Here is an 18,894-nt window from a genome sequence, read left to right as displayed (position 1 = left end):
TCCATTGCCGGAAATCACTGTAATATTTTACCTCGAAGATTGGAAGAATTTTATGTTAACTTTTTTGGCTTCTATATGGTAAAATACCATCAGTTACTTTAACGTCATGGCCACCAGAAACGCCGAATTTCTTTTACGAGCTAACCTCACAGGCGTTGGAGGGGGGTGGATTTTTTATTGGTCCGCCGGGCGTTAAAGTAATTAGGTTTGTAAAGGAGGGGTTAGTTTTGCGGTCTAAATTCAAAACCCGGGCCGCATCCCTGGCTGTATTATTAATTGTCACAACCCTGGCTATCGTACCGGTCACACCTGTTCAAGCTGCAACTTACTATGGTAACTATTATGCTTTCCATTTCTCACCGCAAAATTATTTATACATCAGGTATTACCGCCCGCAACCGGCATCTCAACCCCAACCGGCCCCGGCACCCCAACCCCAGCCGGCACCGGCTCCAGTTCCCGAACCGCAGCCGGCACCCCAACCGGCACCAGCGCCCGCACCTCAACCTGCACCCCAGCCTGCAAGCGGCAGCTACCAGCTAAGCCAGTTTGAGCAGAAGGTCGTTGACCTGGTCAACGCCGAGCGGGCTAAGGCCGGGCTGAAACCGTTAGCCGTAGATCTGCAACTGGCTAAAGTAGCGCGTCTCAAGGCAGAGGACATGCGGGATAATAATTATTTTGGCCACGATTCACCTGTCTACGGTTCCTTCTTTGCCATGTTACGAAAATTTGGTATTACTTACCGTACCGCCGGGGAAAACATTGCCGCCGGTTATCGAACTCCTGAAGCTGTGGTAGCTGCCTGGATGGGTAGCCCCGGCCACCGCAGCAATATTTTAAATGCCAGCTTTACGACTATTGGCGTAGGCTATGCCCGAGGCGGTAGCTACGGTAACTACTGGGTGCAGGAATTCATCGGGAAGTAGAGAAAAAGCAAGGCAAGGGATTAACTCCTTGCCTTTTTGTTATGTAAAGAGGAACGCTTTCTCTCCGCTTTTGTGCCTGATTTCACAATTAAGTATGAATGGCCCCTTTTAACCTGGCCGGTGGGTTAAAAGGGGCTATTTAATCTGGATATTAAACTACCCGACTTTAAAAAGTTCGGTACTGAGATAGCGCTCGCCCGTATCCGGGGCAATGGCCAGGACTTTTTTCCCGCTGCCCAGGCGCCGGGCCACCTGCAGGGCGGCATAAACGGCTGCGCCGGCAGAGATGCCCACCAGCAGGCCTTCCTCCCGGGCCAGGCGCCGGGCGGTGATGAGGGCGTCTTCGTTGGAGACGGTAATAATCTCATCGATTACCTCGCGGCGGAGGACCTGCGGGACAAATCCGGCCCCGATCCCCTGGATCTTATGAGGTCCCGGCTGGCCCCCGGAAAGGACGGGGGAAGCCGCCGGTTCCACGGCAATTATTTTTACCCCCGGAATTTCCTGCTTTAGGACCTCGCCGACGCCGGTAATGGTGCCGCCGGTACCTACGCCGGCCACAAAGGCATCCAGATCTTTGTCCATTTGCTCTAAAATTTCCCGGGCCGTGGTACGGCGGTGCACGTCGGGGTTGGCCGGGTTTTCAAACTGCTGGGGCATGAAATAATCAGGGTTTTCCCGGACTAATTCCAGGGCTTTGTCTACGGCCCCCTTCATACCCAAGTGGCCCGGTGTCAGGATAAATTCGGCGCCATAGGCCGCCAGGAGTTTGCGGCGTTCAATGCTCATGGTTTCCGGCATGACCAGTATTAAGCGGTAACCGCGGACCGCTGCTACCATGGCCAGGCCAATACCGGTATTGCCGCTGGTGGGTTCTACGATGGTGGCACCCGGTTTAAGTTTGCCCTCTGCTTCCGCAGCTTCAATCATGCTGAGGGCGATCCGGTCTTTTACGCTCGCCCCGGGATTAAAGTATTCCAGCTTGACATATACTGCCGCCCCATTCTCCGTCAGGCGGTTTAAGCGTACCACTGGAGTCCGGCCGATTAGCTGGGTTATGTCGGTGGCTACCTGCATGGTTACTTCCTCCTTAATGTATAGTATGCTTATCGGAATTAATTACATTTTAACTTCCAGTACAGGCTGTGTCAAGTGAAAAGCCACTGCACCTCAGTATTATGCAGTGGCTTGGCTGGCATAAATGCCCGGATTTATATGGCCTCGAGGAAAATTTTATGATCGACCAGGGCCATTTCTTTGATGCGGGCGCGCAGGATTTTCTTTTTACCAAAGATGTCTTCCATGAGGATACCATCTTCCCGGGGCAGGACCCGGTCCACATTTTCAAAGACCAGCTCCTCCTCCCCGTCCTCTTTCAATAGATAAGCATTGGCTTCACACATCTTTTCGCGTTCCTCCTTCGTAAAAGGTTTTGAGACGCCGCGCCAGGGCATCAATCAGGTGGGGTAAGGGTTCGGCTACAACACCGATTATTTCCACCCCGGCTTTATTTAGAGGCAGGAGAAATTTACGGGCCGGGCTGGCGGCAATGGCCGCAGCCATGGCCGGCGTCAGTTCCCCCAGCATGGCGTCGGCTATAAGGATGGCCACGGAACCGGTAATGGCATCTACCCGGGGAGCGTTATAGATAATGGCCCTTTCCCCGGTAGCCCCTTCATTGGCCCCGGCCTTGAGCATGGCTACGGTAGCGGCAGCGTTAGTCCCCAAGGCCAGAATTTCTACCTCTGGTGGCAATTCTTCCCTGAGCCTGGCGGTAATATGCTTGCCGATGCCGCCCCCCTGCCCGTCTACTACTGCTATCCGCAGGTATAACCCACTCCTTGTTATGAAATGCAAAAAGGGCCACAGGGAACCTTGTCGACTCCAGTGTCGACTCCGACCTCCTCGTGGCCTTCCATCCAGCGCGGTCTCCACACCGCTTTATGATGATATATTCGCCCTCAAAAGCCTGATTCCTGCCTGGTGGACAAGAAAAATTAAAATTCTGGTGCCCGCAAAATACCTTTTATAAAGTCAGACCCCAGAGAAATATAGGTCTGGGGAACTGGCCCGACAATAATAGCCTCGGCCACCGGGATGGTAGAGGCAACCTTTACCTGTTCCCTGCTGAAGGGGGCAACTACCTGGACTTCGCTCTCTACCTGGAGGTAAATGCGGTGGCGCGTCTGGTTGATACCGGCGGCTTCAAAGGTGTCACCTACGTTGACGTTAACGGTGCCCAGGGGAATAAAACGTAGAGGCACCGGGGGTCCGTAGGCTGCCAGGAGTTTTAGCCCCAGCACTTGCCCCAGGGGTAAGTAATAGGTTTTGCCTTTCAGCTGGGCCAGGTGCTCCTGGATGGCCAGCTGGGCCTGGGCCTGGAGGCGGCTGATGCTCAAAGCGTCGGCCTGCATGAAAACTATCCGGCCATCGCTGCTGCCCGGTTGAATCAGGTTATTATAATTTACCTGGCCGGTTACTTTATCCAGCACTGCCTGCTGCATGGCCTCGGTAGCTGCCCAGCGGGCCTGGGCCGCAGCTACCGTCTCCAGGGCCAGGTGCAGGCGCCATTCTAACAGGAAGAGCACCAGTAGGCCGGCTACTATTACCAGCGCCAGGGCTCCCCATGGCCGCCGTCCCGGTCGCCGCCACCGCCGCCGCAAGGCAAACCACCCCCATATAGAAGTATACTCCGGGGGCGGTTAAAATGTGAAATAACTTTTAGTGAGGGGCAACAGAAACCCGCAGCCGGGCAAATTTGCGTTTGCCGGCCTGGAGGACCGCCCCGTCTGGCACATCAATCTCGGCATCGGGATCATCCAGGCGCGCGCCGTCGAGTTTTACTGCTCCCTGGCGGATGAGTCGCCGGGCTTCACTGGTACTGGGGGCCAGGCCTGCCTGGACCATCAGGCGCGGCAGCCACATCCTGGCTTCGCTAACAATTACCTCCGGCATTTCCTCCGGCAGGTCGCCCAGCTGGAAGACCTGGCGGAATTCCTTTTCCGCCTCCCGGGCAGCAGCCTCCCCGTGGTAGAGGCCGGCAATCTCCCGGGCCAGGCGCATCTTTACGTCCCGGGGGTGCAGGCTACCATCGGCGAGGCCTTGTCTTATGGCCTCCAGTTCCTCCAGGGGCACGGCCGTGACCAGTTCGAAGTAGGTGAGCATAAGTTCATCGGGCAAGGACATGGTCTTGCCGTACATCTCCCTGGCCGGTTCGTTGATGCCGATATAATTGCCCAGGCTTTTACTCATCTTCTGCACGCCGTCCAGCCCGGGCAGGATGGGCATCATCATGGCTACCTGGGGCTCCTGGCCGTACTCCCGCTGTAAATGGCGACCCATAAGGAGGTTGAACTTTTGGTCCGTTCCCCCAAGTTCGACATCTGCAGCCAGGGCTACGGAATCGTAGCCCTGCATCAGGGGGTAAAAGAATTCGTGGACGCTAATGGGCCGGTTCTCCTGGTAACGGCGGGCAAAATCTTCCCGTTCCAGCATCCGGGCCACGGTAATCTTGGCAGCCAGCTGGATAACATCGGCAAAAGTGAGCCTCGCCAGCCACCGGCTGTTAAAGGTAACCTCGGTCCGGGCCGGGTCCAGGATTTTAAAGATTTGCTCCTTGTAGGTTTCGGCATTGGCCAGGACTTCAGCTTCCGAGAGCTGCCGCCTGGTTTCGGATTTACCGGTGGGGTCACCGATTCTCCCGGTAAAGTCGCCGATAATGATAATTACCTGGTGGCCCAGTTCCTGGAACTGACGCAATTTCTGGAGCACTACCGTATGGCCCAGGTGGATGTCCGGGGCCGTTGGGTCCAGGCCCAGTTTAACTCGCAGGGGTTTCCCAGTGCTAAGGGACTTTTTTAGCTTGGCCTTTAAGTCTTCCTCCGGTATAATTTCGGCCACACCGCGGCGTAAGACTTTAAGCTGCCGCTCGACTTCCCGTTCCAACAAAATCATCCTCCGTAAATTGCTCTTTCGTGGCCAGCATTGTTTTCACTCGCTCCCTGGTCCTCGCGGAGCGCCCAGCACTCAACTCGTTAGAACAGGTGGCTCTTCACGAACAAGATCTTGCCGGGTTAAGTGCTGGACGCTTTGCCGCTCAGACCAAGTCGCCCGCTTAACAAATGCATACCATTAGCGAACCTGTTTAAGTTTAGCATAAGCAGTGACTAACCTTCAAGCTCTTATCATTCCCCTGGGGGTAAAGCTATGTTATAATAAAAAAGCCGTAAAGGAGGTCATCCGGAAAAATGGCACCCCCTAAAAAACGTAAACGCAGATTAAATGTTTTCCGTGCCCTGTTACTGGCCCTGCTGGTCGTGGCCGTGGTGCTGGTGGGCGCCGGCGCCGGTTTTGCTATTGGCGTCATCCGTACTATGCCTGACTGGCAGCCCGACAAGCTCCAGCTGGCCATGACTACATTTATATATGATAAAGACGGCCAGCTAGTGGAAGAACTGCATGGCGAACAAAACCGCATTGTTGTACCCCTGGAAAAGATACCTAAAGACCTGCAGAATGCCGTCATCGCTACCGAGGACGCCCGTTTTTATCAACACCATGGTGTTGATCTAAAAGCCATCCTGCGGGCCTTCTGGATCAATTTGCGGAGCGGCGGCATCCGCGAGGGCGGCAGCACCCTGACCCAGCAGCTGGCTAGAAATGCCTTCATTGAGAATCCTGAACGTACCTTGAAACGTAAAATTCAGGAAGCCTTAATGGCCATTGAACTGGAACGCACCTACACCAAAGAAGAAATCCTGGAAAATTACCTCAACATTGTTTACCTTGGACCCGGTACCTACGGGGTAGAAGCGGCGGCGCGGTTATACTTCGGTAAATCTGTCTCTGACCTGGATCTTGCCGAGTGTGCCATGCTGGCCGGCTTGATTCAGAGCCCGGCCAACTATGACCCCCGTTCTAAAAGTAATGAGGAAGCTGCTAAAAACCGCCAGGCGCAAGTACTGAACAACATGGTCAAATACGGCTATATTACCCCTGAACAGGCGGAAAAGGCCAAAGCGGAAAAACTGGAATACCGTGAAGCCCCCAAAACAAAGGCCGAAAAATTTCCTTACTTTATCGACGCCGTTGTTGATGAAGCCGGGCGCCTGCTGGAAAGCCAGGGTATTGAATCCGCCGAGCTTTACCGGGGTGGCCTGAAAATTTATACTACCCTCGACCCCAAAATCCAGACCGAAATGGAAAAGGTTTACCAGGATAAGTCTAATTTTCCTCCCAGCAGTCCCGACCGCCTGATTGAAAGCGCCATGGTGGTCCTGGACCCCCGCACCGGTGAAGTACGGGGCCTGGTAGGCGGCCGGGATTATACCACCAGGCGGGGCTTCAACCGGGCCATCCAGGCCGAACGCCAGCCCGGTTCTACCATCAAGCCCCTGGTTGTCTATGCCCCGGCCCTGGAGAAGGGTTACCCTCCTGCTTTTATCATCGATGATGTACCGGTTACCTTCCCCGGCACGCCCAAGCCCTTTACCCCGGGCAATTACGACGGCCGCTACCGGGGGCTCATTAGCATGCGGGAGGCCGTGCGCTGGTCTGTTAATATTCCCGCCGTTAAAATGCTCAATACTATCGGCATCGATACGGGCTATGAATTCGGTCGCCGGCTGGGCCTGCCCTTAAAGCCCGAGGACCGCAACCTGGCCCTGGCCCTGGGAGGCCTGACTACCGGCGTCTCCCCCCTGCAAATGGCTGCCGCCTACGGCGCCTTTGCCAACCAGGGGGTATACATTACCCCCCACCTCGTGACCAAGATTACCGATCGTAATGGCCGGGACTTAATTGTCAACAGGCCCCAGCGCCGGGATGTCATGAGCGAGCAGGTTGCCTACCTCATGACTGATATGCTGGAAACAGTCGTTACTGCCGGTACCGGTAAAAATGCCCAGATAGGCCGGCCGGCAGCAGGTAAAACGGGTACCACCTCCCTGCCTGATACCCCGGAATACAGGGGCCTTAAAGGGGAAAAGGACGCCTGGTTTGTCGGTTATACGCCCGAGCTGGTAGGAGCCGTCTGGATGGGCTATGACCAGACCGACGCCAAACACTACTTGAAGAGTGTTGCCGGTGGCGGCTACCCGGCTTTAATCTGGAAAAAAGTAATCGGCGCCGCTTTAAAGGATCAACCCGTCCAAGATTTCCCCCGCCCCGCCGGCATAATTTATGCCGATGTTGATGCCAAGTCGGGCCTCTTGCCCAGCGACCTGACGCCCAAGGAGTTTATCGTCAAGGAAATCTTTACCCAAAGCATGTTGCCCAAGAAAGTGTCTGATGTCTGGGTCCAGGTCCAGGTCTGCACCACCACCGGCCAGCTGGCTTCGCCCAATTGCCCGGATGTAACGACGGGGGTCTTTTTAAAGCGGCCTGACGGCTATAACGGCCCGGTGAAACCGGAGGACGCCTACCTGGAGGCGCCCACGGAAGTCTGTACCCTCCACGGCGGCGGAAGCGGTGACAGGCCAGGGCTGGTAAGCATCTGTACCGACCCCCGCCACGGTGCCGAACTATTCCTGGCCAATATCCCGAGACCCGGGCAGGGTGGTGGCTGCCCGCCCCAGTACGTTAAGAAGGTCCAGTTACCCCCGGAAAAAGTGCCCACCCGGTACTGTGACCTGCCCGACCACCAGCTCACCAAAGATACCTCGGGACCTGGTAACCAGGGGGCAGGACCGCCGGCACCCAACCTTAAAGGGCGGCTGGAAGTCGGCCCCAATGTCAGCCAGCCCCGGGTGATCCTGGAATGGAACGTTCCCGGCGAGGGCGAGTTCCTCTTTTCCATTGAACGTGTCGGACCCGGCTCGAGCAGCAGGAGCCTGGCCATAGTGCAGGAAACGGCGTATACTGATGCCAGCGTGAAGCCCGGCGTTACCTACTACTACCGGGTCATCGCCCTGGATGAGAAAAATAAAGCGAGCACGCCGTCCAACGAGGTCACCATTGCCGTGCCTAAAAAATAAGTGCAACCCCGGGAAATTTTTAGCCCGGGGCTTTTTATTGGCTTCCTGCCTCATGCCTCATCTTCCAATATCCACTACTGTAACGCCGCTACCGCCTTCGCCGGCCCCACCCAGGCGAAAGCCCTTGACCAGGGGGTGCTGCCGCAGGTAATCCTGCAAGGCTGCCCTTAAGGCACCGGTGCCCTTACCGTGGATTAAGCTCACCTGGTTTAATCCCGCCAGGACGGCATCATCCAGGTAGGCATCAACCCGGTGGCAGGCTTCTTCTACCGTCAGCCCCCGCAGGTCGATCTCCGGCCTGATATCGTCATTACCAGCCGCTTTTACCAGCCAGCCAGGTTTAGTGTCTTCTTTTTTAGGACCATTTTTAGACCCGGCCCGGGCTACGTCTTCTAACAGCCGCAGTTCCTTTAAAGGAACGGTAACCTTCAAGGCGCCGACCTGGACCAGGACTTCCCCCTGGTCATTGGGGGGGCTTAAGACTTCCCCTGCCTGTCCCCAGGCTAGAAGGTAAACCCTGTCCCCGGCCTGGAGATTTTCCGGCGGCCGGTTTGGGGCTGCCGGCCGGTATTGAGCAAGCCCTGCATCCACGGCATCTTCCAGTTCCTTTAATTGCCGGCGCGCCCGGGTTACTGCCTGCTGCTGGCCGCGTAAACTTTCTTCAGCCATGGCCTTTTCCAGGCGGGCCATGATTTCCCTGATCTCGGCCCGGGCCCGGCGTAAGAGCCCCCGGGCTTCCTCGCGTACCTTCTCCATTTCCCTGGCGGCCTGCTGCTGCCATGCCTCTTTAGCCCTCACCAGCTCGGCCCTGGCCGCCTCCGCCTCCCGGCGCAAAATCTCGGCTTCCTCCCGTTCCCGGGCACTCACCCGCTTGTCTTCAGCCAGGCCGGCTATCAGGCGGCTGACCCGCTGGTTTTCTTCCCCGAGGAGGCTCCGGGCCCGGTCAATAATGGTGGGTGAAAGCCCTAAACGGGAGGCAATGACAAAGGCATTGCTCTCACCCGGGGTACCGATGATGAGATTGTAGGTGGGCTGGAGGGTGCGGCTGTCAAATTCCACAGCTGCGTTTTCCACCCGCGGGGTAGCATAGGCATAGGCCTTCAGTTCACTGTAGTGGGTGGTGGCCACCGTCCTGGCCCCAGCGCCGGTGAGGTAATCCAGGATGGCCATGGCCAGGGCCGCCCCTTCCGTAGGGTCAGTACCGGCCCCCAGTTCATCCAGGAGGACCAGGCTGCCCGGTGTTACCTCTTTTAAAATAGCGACAATCTGAGCCATGTGGGCCGAAAAAGTACTTAATGATTGCTCAATGCTCTGCTCGTCGCCGATATCGGCATAGACGGCGGCCGTAGGGTCAACCTCCGTGCCTGCGGCTGCCGGCAGGTGCAGGCCACACTGGGCCATGAGGGTAAATAAGCCCACGGTCTTTAACGTTACCGTCTTGCCACCGGTATTGGGACCGGTAATGACCAGGGTATCAAAATCTTCTCCCAGGGTGAGGCTGACGGGCACCACCCTTCCTTTAAGCAAAGGATGCCGGCCACGGTAGATGTGCCAGCGTCCCTCATTATTCAACCGCGGCTCCACGGCCGCCATCTCCTGGCTCAAGCGTCCCTTGGCCAGGGTAAAATCCAGTTCGCCCAGGGCAGCCAGGGTAATTTCCAGCGTCTCCTGCTCCCGGCCGATGAGATTGCTTAAATGTCGCAGGATGGCCTCTATTTCCCTGGCTTCAGCAGCTTGAAGGCGGCGAAGTTCATTATTTAGCTCTACCAGGGCCATGGGCTCGATAAATAGCGTCGCCCCGCTGGCCGACTGGTCGTGAATCAACCCCGGTACCTGGTGGCGGTACTCCTGCTTGATCGGGAGGACATAACGATCATTGCGGATGGTATACAGGTTATCCTGGAGGTATTTCTGCATTTCCGCTGAACGGAGGTAGCCATCCAGGCGTTCTTTTATCCTCTCCTGGGTCTTGCGTACCTGCTGCCGTAAAGCTAAAAGCCGCGGCGTCGCCTGGTCTACAACCTCACCGTCGGCACCAATGGCCTGGCCGATGGCCTTTTCCAGGTGGCGGAAATCGCCGATCCTGGTGGCCATCTCCCGCAACACCGGCCAGTTGCCTTCCAGGCCCAGCAGGAACTGCCGCAATCTCCTACCCCCGGCCAGGGTGGCAGCCACCCGCAGTAACTCCTGCCCCTCCAGGAGCCCGCCCACGGCCGCCCGGGCTACCTCCACCCGGATATCATGGATATTGCTCAAAGGGATATCGGGGTAACGCCGCAGCACCTGCTCCGCCTCGCTGGTAGCCTGGAGGCGCCGGCGGGCCACCTCCAGGTCCCGGGCCGGCTGCAGGGAACGGGCCAGCTCCGCTCCCAGGGGTGAGAGGCATTTCTCCTCCAGCCGCTGCAGGATTATATCCAGTTCTAATTTGCTATATATCTTGTTCAATGTATTGCCTCCATTTTACTCCGGCCCATCCCCTGGAAAAACAAAGTCCCTGATCTGGTTAACTGCCAGACCGGGAACTTGTTTTATCGCCAATGCCCCTTTCTAACTCTGCTAGTTTATCTTGCAGGTCCCAAACTTCCAGGCCGGTGATAATTGTAAAATGTTTGGGGTTGGTTGTTAAAAGCGGTACCTGGAGTTGCAAGGCCGTGACGGCAATTACCGCATCAGCCAGGCTGGCAGTAAATCCCTGAGCCCGCAGTCCCCGCGCCAGCAATCCGGCCCTGGTGGCCAGTTGCTCGTCAAGAGGAATTACCTTGACGCCTGTAAAAAACTGGCGTGTTGGCTCTATTTCCCGTTCCTTCGCTCCCTGCCAGATCTCGGTAACACTCACCGCCGCAACAGCCATCTGGCCTTCATCAACTAAAGAATTAAAAAGTTCCATCATGCCTGTTATATTACGAAGATGGGCAATGATTGGCCCTGTATCCAGCAAGCAGACGAATTTGCCCTTGGATAGATCTTCAATCAATATTCTTCCACCCACCCCTGGTCTCTTCCACATATTTCGTAATGTCGGTGATAGTTTGTAGTTCCGGGTGGTCTTCTTGCCGCCAGGACCCGACACTTTTCTTAAAGCCCCTACGGGCGCGATCCCGCGCTACATACTCTTGCATCCCGGCAGTAATATAAGCACTGAGGTTTGAAGTCAAATGTTTCAATTCTTTTACTAGATCCTCCGGCATGGTAATGGATATTTTAACGGTTTTCATGCCCCCCACCTCCCCATCCTATAATACTACATAATAATCATACTTGCAAGTAATACCAGATCTAAACCACTCCCCGGAAATAATGACCGCGGGTAATGCCGGCAGGAGCCAGGGCTTCCGCTTCTCCGGCCAGTGCCGCCAGGATCTCCCCTGCGTCCCCGTTCTCCAGGGCGGCCAGGGCCTCGCGATACAGGCCCGTCACCCGCCGGATATAGCTGGGAGGCTTTTCCCGGGCTTCAATCCGTATCCAGTCAAGGCCCAGGGCGGCAATTTCCTCCAGGTGGTCGATGAGGCTCATTTCCCTGGCATTATATAAATAAAAACGGCACTGCCGGTCGGTAGTGACAGGGAATACCAGGCCCAGGCGGTCTTTTAAACCGTAACGTCCCCGCCGGCAGGGAGCAGTGCAGGCCCGGCCCGGCCTTTTGCCCCCCAGGCGCGCCCCCAGGACGCAGTGGGCCGAAACCATAAGGGGTAAAGCCCCGTGGACAATGGCTTCTACCGGCAAAGGAGGGTCCAGTTCCCGCAGTTGTTCCAGGTTCATTTCCGGGGAAAGGGTTACCCCCGTAAGCCCTGCTCCGGCTAGGGCTTTGAGAGACCAGGTATTGAAGGCATTGAGGGGATAGTCGCCCCACCCGGCCAGGCCGTACTCCTTTAAAATTTGCAGGCCGCCAAGGCCGGCAATGAGGAAAAGGCTTGCTCCGGCAGCCGCCAGCCTCTCAAGTTGCCGGGCCACGGCTGCAGCTTCGGTCTCATGCCAGATCCGCGGCAGGGCCGGGATGACTGCCGCCTCCTTTTCTCCCGCTGCGGCCATTAGCTCCTGCAGGGCAGCAGGGTCCGGGGGTTCCCGGTCCTGCCAGGTTTCACCGGCGAGATAAACCCGCCCGGCCCCGGCCGCCAGGGCGGCCCGGGCTCCTTCCAGGTCGCCCACGGCCACCGCCAGGCGCGGCACCCCTCGTAAGTCCTGCCTGCCGGGACCGGCTGTACCTTCGTTCCAGGGGCCGCGCCCCTTGCCTGTCTCTAACCCGGCCCCTGGCCTCCCCCGCCCCTGCCGGGGTAGGAGCTGTTCCAGGCCTTCCTCAAATTCTGCTGCCGGCGGCACCCGCTGCGGAAAGATTGCCAGGCGTACTTGACGTAACTTTTCTATAGCTTCCCGGCGGGCGCGGTTTAACTCGCTTAAGGGCACCATCACCGGCCCTGCCAGGCTGATAATGAGTTCTGCCAGCCGGTAGGGGGTATTGCCCAGGCGGCCTAGCTGCTCTGCCAGCACAGCTTCATCCAGGGGGTGCCGTTCCGCCACCACGGCGGCTACAGAAGTCCGGGCCTGGACCCGGTGCCCCTGGGGATCAATAACCTCCAGCTTTAAAGGTTCTCCCGGCCGGGCCTCAACCTTCATGGCCAGGGGCAGGCGTCTCTCTTCCCGGGGTGAGGTATAGGTGCGCCGGACTTCCTCCAGGAGTTCCACATCGCTGGTCTTAAAAATGCGGTCCCCGGGCCTGGTTGACGGGGGCAGTTCCAGGGCCACCGTAGTCCCTGCCGGGGCGAAGGTTACCTCCCTGCCTCCCTGCCAGATATGGTGCACCACCAGTCCTTGATGGCCGCCCCGGCTGACCCAGACTTCCAGACCGTCCCCCTGGCGGAGGGGGGCTTCCAGGTGGACCAGAAAGCGCTCCCCCTGGCGCCGGCCGGCCCGGCCCAGGTAAAGGCCGCGATTGCTGGGCCGGCCATAGCTCATCAGCTCAGCCCCCGGATCCCCTTCCAGGTAGCCCGGGGTAAAGTCGCGGTTGAAGATCTGGGCTACCGCCCGCTCCTCTTCCGGCAATACCTGGAAACCTTCCGGGTCAGCCAGGTAACGGTCAATAATCTTGCGGTAAGCCCTGGTAACTACGGCCACATACTCGGGACGCCGCATCCGCCCTTCAATCTTAAAAGCTTTAACACCCGCAGCTATTAACTGCGGTACCCGATCCAGGGTATAGAGGTCACGGGTGCTTAACAGGTGTTCCGGTTTCAACTCCAGCGGCCTTCCCCTCTCATCGACCAGGGTATAGGCCAGGCGGCAGGGCTGGGCGCAACGGCCGCGGTTGCCGCTGCGGCCTCCTACCATGCTGCTAAGCAAACACTGGCCGGAATAAGAAAAGCAGAGGGCGCCGTGGACAAAGGCTTCCAGTTCTATATCCACCTGGCGGCTGATGGCCCTGATGTCGGCCAGGGATAACTCCCGGCCCAGGACGACGCGCCGGAAACCCTGCTCCTGCAAAAACTTAGCCCCGGCGGCGCTGGTTACCGTCATCTGGGTGCTGCCGATGAGGGGCAGTTCAGGGAGGAGTCTCCTGGCGAGGGCCGCCAGTCCCAGGTCCTGGACAATGATGCCGTCCACCCTAGCTTTACCCAGGAAATAGAGGTAATCCAGGGTTTCCGCCAGCTCCCTGTCAGCCAGGAGAATATTGACGGTCACGTAAACGCGGGTGCCGCGCTCATGGGCGTAGTCAATGGCCGCCAGGATTTCTTCCTGGGAAAAATTTTCCGCTCCCTCCCGGGCATTGAATTGCTTCCCGCCCAGGTAAACAGCGTCAGCGCCATTACCTACTGCTGCCTTTAAGGCCTCCGGGCTACCGGCCGGGGCCATGAGTTCCACCTTTACCATTGTGCCACCTCAAAGGATATTATACCGCCAGGAAAGGCAATAAAAAACGCCGGCAGCGAATATTTTACCGCTCCCGGCGTAAAAATGTCGTCTGTAGTTAACATCTTAGTTTTGGTCCACCCGGCACAGGGCTTTATCATTGGGCGAATAATCAGCCCCCACAAACCAGTCCCAGTTGGACCGCAGGCAGTTATAACGTTCATCCAGGCGGGCATAAGCTGCATTTAACTCGTTAGCTGTTAGGGTGGGCAGTCCACGCGTGTATTCTACCTGGGCTAAAACCTGGGCCATTTTTAACGCCTCCCTTGGAAAATTCCTTTTGCTAGAGTTATTTTACCATACTTTTTTAACAGTTGCGTCATTCTTCGCCTACAAGGTCGTTTCCCCCTCCCCAGTGGTTGAAAATCCCCCCTGAACGGTTTTTTGTACTTCCCTTCACTATCTTATCAAAGATGCAAATCCCGTGCCAGGCCATAAAAAAACGGCCTTCGCGCCTTGAGAGGCCTTGCGAAAGTCGTCTTTTTTACAAACCTGGAATCCGGTGTAATAATACAGTTATTTGGATTCCCTGACCTTGATAGCCCCAAAAATACGGCTTTATATCTATCCATATTTTTGTATCATGTTCATTTGTTTGTATTGACTTTTTTATTCGCGGGCCGCAGGTTATAGCGTTTGATCATTTCATTGAGGGTGCTGCGCTTCAAGCCCAGGATTTCTGCAGCCCGGGCCTGGACCCACTGGCTTTCTTCCAGGGCTTGCACGATCAGGCTGGTTTCATAGGCCGTCACCGCTTCTTTAAAGCTCATCCCCCTGGTATAGGCCCAGCCCGAAGTACCTGTTGCCAGATTGCGAAACTGGCGCGGCAGGTCGCCGAGTTCGATTTTTTTCCCCTCTGTTAAAATTACCGCCCGTTCGATGACATTCTCCAGTTCCCGCACGTTGCCCGGCCATTCGGCCCGGACCAGGGCGTCCATGGCCTCGCTGGTAAAGCCGGTAACCTCTTTGCCCAGGCGCCGGCTGATCTTTTCCAGGAAATGACGGGCAAGCAAGGGAATATCGTCCCGCCGTTCGCGCAGGGGCGGCAGCCAGATGCTGATGACATTGAGGCGGTAAAAGAGTTCGGGCCGGAAGGAACCTTCCCTGACGGCCTTCTCCAGGTCGCGGTTGGTAGCCGCGAGCACCCGGACATTGACCCGGGTGGGCCTCGTTTCTCCTACCCGCAAAAATTCTCCTTCCTGGAGGACCCGTAAAAGTTTACTCTGCAGTCCCAGGCTGATATCGCCGATTTCATCCAGGAAAATGGTTCCCTCATGGGCTTCTTCAAAGAGCCCCTTTTTGGCCGTCACCGCCCCGGTAAAGGCGCCCCGGGCATGGCCGAAAAGCTCGCTTTCCAGCAAAGTTTCCGGCAGGGCGGCACAATTGATGCTGATGAAGGGCGCCTCACTGCGGCGGCTGTGGTAGTGGATGGCCCGGGCCACCAGCTCCTTACCGGTACCGCTTTCCCAGCGGATGAGGACGGTAGCGTCAGTTTTGGCCACCTTTTCAATCAGGCGATAGACTTCCTGCATGGCGGCGCTATTACCCACCAGCTGGCCAAACTGGCCCTGGAAGACCTTGAGTTCCTGGCGCAGGTGCAGGTTGCTTTTTTCCAGCTGGGCAATAAGATAGGGCAGGCACATGCGGTTTTCGGCCAGGCCGTGATAGACGGCAATAGCCTTCTCCCGGCAGGAAGGATAGCCACAGGCACCGCAGTTCAACTCGTCTTCCGGCGTCAGTTTGCCCAGTTCGGCTAGAATACCCCGGATGTCGGCCTCGCTGGGGCGGGGGAAGAAGATGGTTTTATCATGGAATTCCCGGCGTAAGTTTATACCTTCCAGGTTTATGGGTTTGGGTTTAGCCTGTTCCAATCCCTGGCGGGTAAATTCGGCTACAATTTTGCGCCGGCGGAAGGAAGAAAATTTATTTTCCTGCATAGGGCCGTTGATACAGCCCTTGCAGAAGAGCATATCGACCATCTGGGGGACCATTTTACCCTCGTTAACGGCCTTCAAAAATTCCAGGCAGTCCTCCCGGCCTTCCACCACCAGGACCTGGTTGGCCAGGATATCGGCATCAATCCCGGCACTCCTGAGCAGGCCGCCTCCTACAGGATACAACCGGCCCAGGTAGGCCGGTTCATTGTCAAAGTCGAGGTTGCCGCAGGCACTGACGTCGATTTGCCGCGCAGCCAGCATTTCCTTGAGTTCAGGAAAGGTAAGGACGGCGTCGATGGCCCCGGCCACCTCTTCTTCGCGGGCCTCGCCTTTTTTGGCCACGCAGGGACCGATGAAGACCAGGCGGTTGTCGGGCCCCAGCTTTGTCTTAAGATAACGGCCCAGGGCGATCATGGGTGATACTACCGGCACCAGCTGGGGTAAAAGGCGGGGATAATACTTGCTTACCAGGTTTACTACTGCCGGGCAGGGGGTACTGATCAGGCCCTGGCGTTCCCCGGCTTCCTGGAGGTAGCGGCGGTATTCCAGGGTGACCAGGTGGGCGCCAAAGGCCACTTCATGGACTTCGGCAAAGCCCATCTGCTTTAAGGCTGCCACCACCTGGCCCGGCCAGGCCGGGTGAAATTCGGCCACAAAGGAAGGAGCCAGGCAGGCAATGGTCCGGCCGGAGGCCAGAAATTGCTCCACTTTGGCAATTTCCTGTTCCACCAGCTTGGCCTGCTGGGCACAGACCTGGACACAGTGGCCGCAGGCTATACACAGTTCAGGAACCACCCGGGCCTGGCCCTCAACTACTTTAATCGCTTTGACCGGGCAGTTACGGATGCAGGCGTAACACATCCGGCATTTACCTGTGATGGTTTTCACTATTTCCATGACATACCACCCTTAACCGCACTATTTTTCCTTATCTATTATACAATACATCTCGCCGGATGGCGAGACAGATTTTTGAATTAGCGCCCGGTGATATTTATCCGCTGGCGGTTTTCCTTTATATACCATGGCAAAAGAAAAGCTACCTTAAAAAAAGGTAGCCTTAAAAAAGGAAGTACACTAGGTGTACGCCATTGACTAAACAGGCAGGGCTATCACTATCCGTGATTATTATTGCTAAAAAACAACTCATCTACCGTCAGGCCGAAAAAATCGGCCAGTTTCTTCATGGTGTCCTTCCTGGGGTAACGCTGGCCCTTTTCAATCATGGCATAGGCGCTTTGGGTTATCCCTACAGCTATCGCCACCTTTTTCTGGGTGAGGCCGCGCTCCCGGCGTAACTGGTACATTTTTTCATTTCGCATAGAGATCACCATATATGGTTAGGAAAAACTCCTGTTAGTAATAATTTAATCACGTTTTGCAATTTATGTCAAGGGATTACTGGATTAAGTTATCACAATTAGTGATAAAATATTGTTTGTTATCACAAAGAGTGTTAAATTGGCAGTAGTTAGCTGGCTTCCGGCAACGATATTATTACTGTCAAATCTTATAGCATATAAGTCAACTGGGGGGCTATCATGAAATCCCTTGGCGAAAGATTAGCAGCTTTACGTAAAGAAAAAGCCTTAACCCAGGCTGAAATGGCCCGCCGGCTAAATATGGGCCAGAGTACCATTGCCATGTATGAAAGGAATAAGCGTTCCCCCGATGCCGAAACCCTGCAGAAGCTGGCGGATTTTTTTAAGGTGTCCGTCGATTTTCTCCTGGGGCGGACCGATACTCCCCATCCAGTGGTCTATGAACCCCAGGATGAAAAGCAGCGGAAAACAACCTTGCTTCTCCAGGAACCAGATGTCAGGACTTTTCTTGCCGATCCCCTGTTTGAAGATTTATTTAAACGCCTCTCTGAACTAACACCTCGGGAAAAAGCCAAACTGGCCCGGTACTGGAACCAGGCCTTGAAGGATATAGAAAAAGAAAGGCTAAGGCTGCGGCAGTGCGGTGTCCCGGACCTACCGGCAGGTAGAAATAATGATAAAGAGCATACTTAACGTTACACCCCCGCTGGTGGTGCGCCCTCCAGAAACCTGCCTCTGGAGGGTATAACTATTTTCGGTGGAGCACCGGTCTGTTCGCTTGCTGCTTTAACTGCCGGAACAAATCAATGGCTACCCTGGCCATGATCTGGTAACCCTGGCGGCCGGGGTGGGCGTCGTCAACAAAATATTCCTTTTTACCCCATCCTGTTGCCGGGTCCAGGAGGGGGGTATAAAAGTCCAGCAGCTTTATTCCCCGGGACAGGGCCAGGTCCCGGCAGGCCTCGCGGTAACCCTCAAGAAGACCGGCCATCTTCTCCAGGAAGGGGACAGGGATATCTGAACCCGTTTGACAGAGGGGCGGCGGCAGGGCCATTACCGGCTGGATGCCGGCCCGGAGGGCCTTATCCACCATAGCCCGGACATTGTCGATTACTTCCGTAACGGTAAATCCCGCCCAGGCGTCATTGGTTCCTCCCAGAATAGTTACTACCCGGGGCTGGAGCCGGATAACATCATCGTCGAAACGGGCCAGCATTTCGCCCGTCGTTTCGCCGCTTATACCCTGGTTTACCACTACCAGGCCGGTTTCCCTGGCCGCCAGCTCCAGCCAGGAAGCCTCCGGGCCAAAGGGGTATCCCCAGGTCAGGCTGTCGCCCATGCCTACGAGATCAACAGGCAGGTTGCACATTGGAGCTGCGTACCTCCAAGGTATATAAATCTACTATTGCTTTAATGCTTGTTAAAAAGTCCATTCCAAGGATGCCGTCAATACTAAAACCATAATCCATTGCTTCACTTTCTATCGAAAAAGCGACAGACAATAAGGGAACCTAAAGCAATTTTCTGAATCCGTTTTGAATAAACGAATTTTGATACACCTACATATTTTATCATTACCTCTCCTGACCAGCAAGGCGATTGTAAGTATCTTACATAAAAAACCTTCCCGGCTCCTTAATAAGAACCGGGAAGGTTTTGTTAGTCAAGCTTACCTTAGTATTTCCCCCTTGACGTGTAGTGGGTATGGAGCATTCCTGTAATGATGTAAGGTAGGTGTTGCCAATAAAAAAGCCTCCTGGTAAAAAAATAATAGACCAAAACAAACAAACCAACCAGGAGGCGAGAAACCGAATGAATGAGGTGCAAAAGAAAT

At 55.9% G+C, this 18,894-nt stretch carries 16 protein-coding genes; 3 read left to right on the top strand and 13 right to left on the bottom strand.

Translation table 11 applies throughout. The annotated features are described in order from the left end of the window. Nucleotides 1–227 precede the first annotated feature (227 nt). Complete coding sequence (locus tag MOST_RS18355; RefSeq protein ID WP_054935452.1) at nucleotides 228–926, top strand: CAP domain-containing protein; 699 nt, start codon at nucleotides 228–230, stop codon at nucleotides 924–926. A gap of 156 nt (nucleotides 927–1,082) precedes the next feature. On the opposite strand, the gene cysK is transcribed toward MOST_RS18355, so the two are convergent. From cysK to tyrS, 5 genes are all read right to left on the bottom strand, one after another. After that, on the bottom strand, nucleotides 1,083–2,003 hold the full coding sequence (gene cysK / locus MOST_RS11870) for a cysteine synthase A (protein ID WP_054935451.1): 921 nt from the start codon (nucleotides 2,001–2,003) through the stop codon (nucleotides 1,083–1,085). Nucleotides 2,004–2,137: 134 nt separating this feature from the next. Continuing rightward, nucleotides 2,138–2,329, bottom strand: a complete 192-nt coding sequence (locus tag MOST_RS11865) for a CooT family nickel-binding protein (protein WP_054935450.1) — start codon at nucleotides 2,327–2,329, stop codon at nucleotides 2,138–2,140. Then, a complete protein-coding gene (locus MOST_RS11860) occupies nucleotides 2,322–2,753 on the bottom strand; it encodes a DUF3842 family protein (protein ID WP_054935469.1) in 432 nt (143 codons plus the stop codon). Before MOST_RS11860 ends, MOST_RS11865 begins: the two co-directional genes overlap by 8 nt. Before the next feature lie 170 nt (nucleotides 2,754–2,923). After that, a complete protein-coding gene (gene yunB, locus MOST_RS11855; RefSeq protein ID WP_054935449.1) occupies nucleotides 2,924–3,589 on the bottom strand; it encodes a sporulation protein YunB in 666 nt (221 codons plus the stop codon). A gap of 58 nt (nucleotides 3,590–3,647) precedes the next feature. Then, nucleotides 3,648–4,880, bottom strand: coding sequence for a tyrosine--tRNA ligase (gene tyrS, locus MOST_RS11850; RefSeq protein WP_054935448.1), 1,233 nt, complete (start codon nucleotides 4,878–4,880; stop codon nucleotides 3,648–3,650). 293 nt (nucleotides 4,881–5,173) lie between these two features. Here tyrS and MOST_RS11845 point away from each other — a divergent pair, with 293 nt between their 5' ends. Continuing rightward, complete coding sequence (locus MOST_RS11845; RefSeq protein WP_054935447.1) at nucleotides 5,174–7,900, top strand: transglycosylase domain-containing protein; 2,727 nt, start codon at nucleotides 5,174–5,176, stop codon at nucleotides 7,898–7,900. A gap of 57 nt (nucleotides 7,901–7,957) precedes the next feature. Here MOST_RS11845 and MOST_RS11840 read toward each other — a convergent pair whose 3' ends face one another. The 7 genes from MOST_RS11840 to MOST_RS11810 all read right to left on the bottom strand — a co-directional run bounded on the left by MOST_RS11840 (nucleotide 7,958) and on the right by MOST_RS11810 (nucleotide 17,060). Next, nucleotides 7,958–10,345, bottom strand: a complete 2,388-nt coding sequence (locus tag MOST_RS11840; RefSeq protein WP_054935446.1) for an endonuclease MutS2 — start codon at nucleotides 10,343–10,345, stop codon at nucleotides 7,958–7,960. Nucleotides 10,346–10,403: 58 nt separating this feature from the next. Next, entirely contained in the window at nucleotides 10,404–10,874 is a 471-nt protein-coding gene (locus tag MOST_RS11835; RefSeq protein WP_054935445.1) for a PIN domain-containing protein, read from the bottom strand. Beyond that, nucleotides 10,867–11,115, bottom strand: a complete 249-nt coding sequence (locus MOST_RS11830) for a type II toxin-antitoxin system CcdA family antitoxin (RefSeq protein WP_054935444.1) — start codon at nucleotides 11,113–11,115, stop codon at nucleotides 10,867–10,869. The genes MOST_RS11835 and MOST_RS11830 overlap by 8 nt, the downstream gene beginning before the upstream one ends. 61 nt (nucleotides 11,116–11,176) lie before the next feature. Next, complete coding sequence (locus tag MOST_RS11825; RefSeq protein WP_054935443.1) at nucleotides 11,177–13,762, bottom strand: U32 family peptidase; 2,586 nt, start codon at nucleotides 13,760–13,762, stop codon at nucleotides 11,177–11,179. 105 nt (nucleotides 13,763–13,867) lie between these two features. Then, nucleotides 13,868–14,053, bottom strand: coding sequence for a hypothetical protein (locus MOST_RS11820; protein ID WP_054935442.1), 186 nt, complete (start codon nucleotides 14,051–14,053; stop codon nucleotides 13,868–13,870). 335 nt (nucleotides 14,054–14,388) lie between these two features. Further along, nucleotides 14,389–16,635, bottom strand: a complete 2,247-nt coding sequence (locus MOST_RS11815; RefSeq protein ID WP_054935441.1) for a sigma 54-interacting transcriptional regulator — start codon at nucleotides 16,633–16,635, stop codon at nucleotides 14,389–14,391. Nucleotides 16,636–16,853: 218 nt separating this feature from the next. Next, complete coding sequence (locus MOST_RS11810) at nucleotides 16,854–17,060, bottom strand: helix-turn-helix transcriptional regulator (RefSeq protein WP_244266954.1); 207 nt, start codon at nucleotides 17,058–17,060, stop codon at nucleotides 16,854–16,856. A gap of 219 nt (nucleotides 17,061–17,279) precedes the next feature. On the opposite strand from MOST_RS11810, the gene MOST_RS11805 reads away from it, so the two are divergent. Then, nucleotides 17,280–17,753, top strand: a complete 474-nt coding sequence (locus MOST_RS11805) for a helix-turn-helix domain-containing protein (protein ID WP_054935439.1) — start codon at nucleotides 17,280–17,282, stop codon at nucleotides 17,751–17,753. A 55-nt stretch (nucleotides 17,754–17,808) separates the two neighbouring features. On the opposite strand, the gene MOST_RS11800 is transcribed toward MOST_RS11805, so the two are convergent. Next, on the bottom strand, nucleotides 17,809–18,429 hold the full coding sequence (locus MOST_RS11800) for an SGNH/GDSL hydrolase family protein (protein WP_054935438.1): 621 nt from the start codon (nucleotides 18,427–18,429) through the stop codon (nucleotides 17,809–17,811). Between the last annotated feature and the right edge of the window lie 465 nt (nucleotides 18,430–18,894).

This window comes from Neomoorella stamsii, assembly GCF_002995805.1.
Classification (GTDB): domain Bacteria; phylum Bacillota; class DSM-521; order Neomoorellales; family Neomoorellaceae; genus Neomoorella; species Neomoorella stamsii.
This window is presented reverse-complemented; position numbering and strand designations above follow the sequence as displayed.

Bases quoted from the DNA above. Each gene is read 5' to 3' on its own strand.
- tyrS (WP_054935448.1), bottom strand. From the start codon at position 4,880: ATGATTTTGTTGGAACGGGAAGTCGAGCGGCAGCTTAAAGTCTTACGC.
- MOST_RS11845 (WP_054935447.1), top strand. From the start codon at position 5,174: ATGGCACCCCCTAAAAAACGTAAACGCAGATTAAATGTTTTCCGTGCC.
- MOST_RS11810 (WP_244266954.1), bottom strand. From the start codon at position 17,060: ATGCGAAATGAAAAAATGTACCAGTTACGCCGGGAGCGCGGCCTCACC.
- MOST_RS11865 (WP_054935450.1), bottom strand. From the start codon at position 2,329: ATGTGTGAAGCCAATGCTTATCTATTGAAAGAGGACGGGGAGGAGGAG.
- MOST_RS11805 (WP_054935439.1), top strand. From the start codon at position 17,280: ATGAAATCCCTTGGCGAAAGATTAGCAGCTTTACGTAAAGAAAAAGCC.
- MOST_RS11830 (WP_054935444.1), bottom strand. From the start codon at position 11,115: ATGAAAACCGTTAAAATATCCATTACCATGCCGGAGGATCTAGTAAAA.
- MOST_RS11815 (WP_054935441.1), bottom strand. From the start codon at position 16,635: ATGGAAATAGTGAAAACCATCACAGGTAAATGCCGGATGTGTTACGCC.
- MOST_RS11825 (WP_054935443.1), bottom strand. From the start codon at position 13,762: ATGGTAAAGGTGGAACTCATGGCCCCGGCCGGTAGCCCGGAGGCCTTA.
- cysK (WP_054935451.1), bottom strand. From the start codon at position 2,003: ATGCAGGTAGCCACCGACATAACCCAGCTAATCGGCCGGACTCCAGTG.
- MOST_RS11800 (WP_054935438.1), bottom strand. From the start codon at position 18,429: ATGTGCAACCTGCCTGTTGATCTCGTAGGCATGGGCGACAGCCTGACC.
- MOST_RS11820 (WP_054935442.1), bottom strand. From the start codon at position 14,053: ATGGCCCAGGTTTTAGCCCAGGTAGAATACACGCGTGGACTGCCCACC.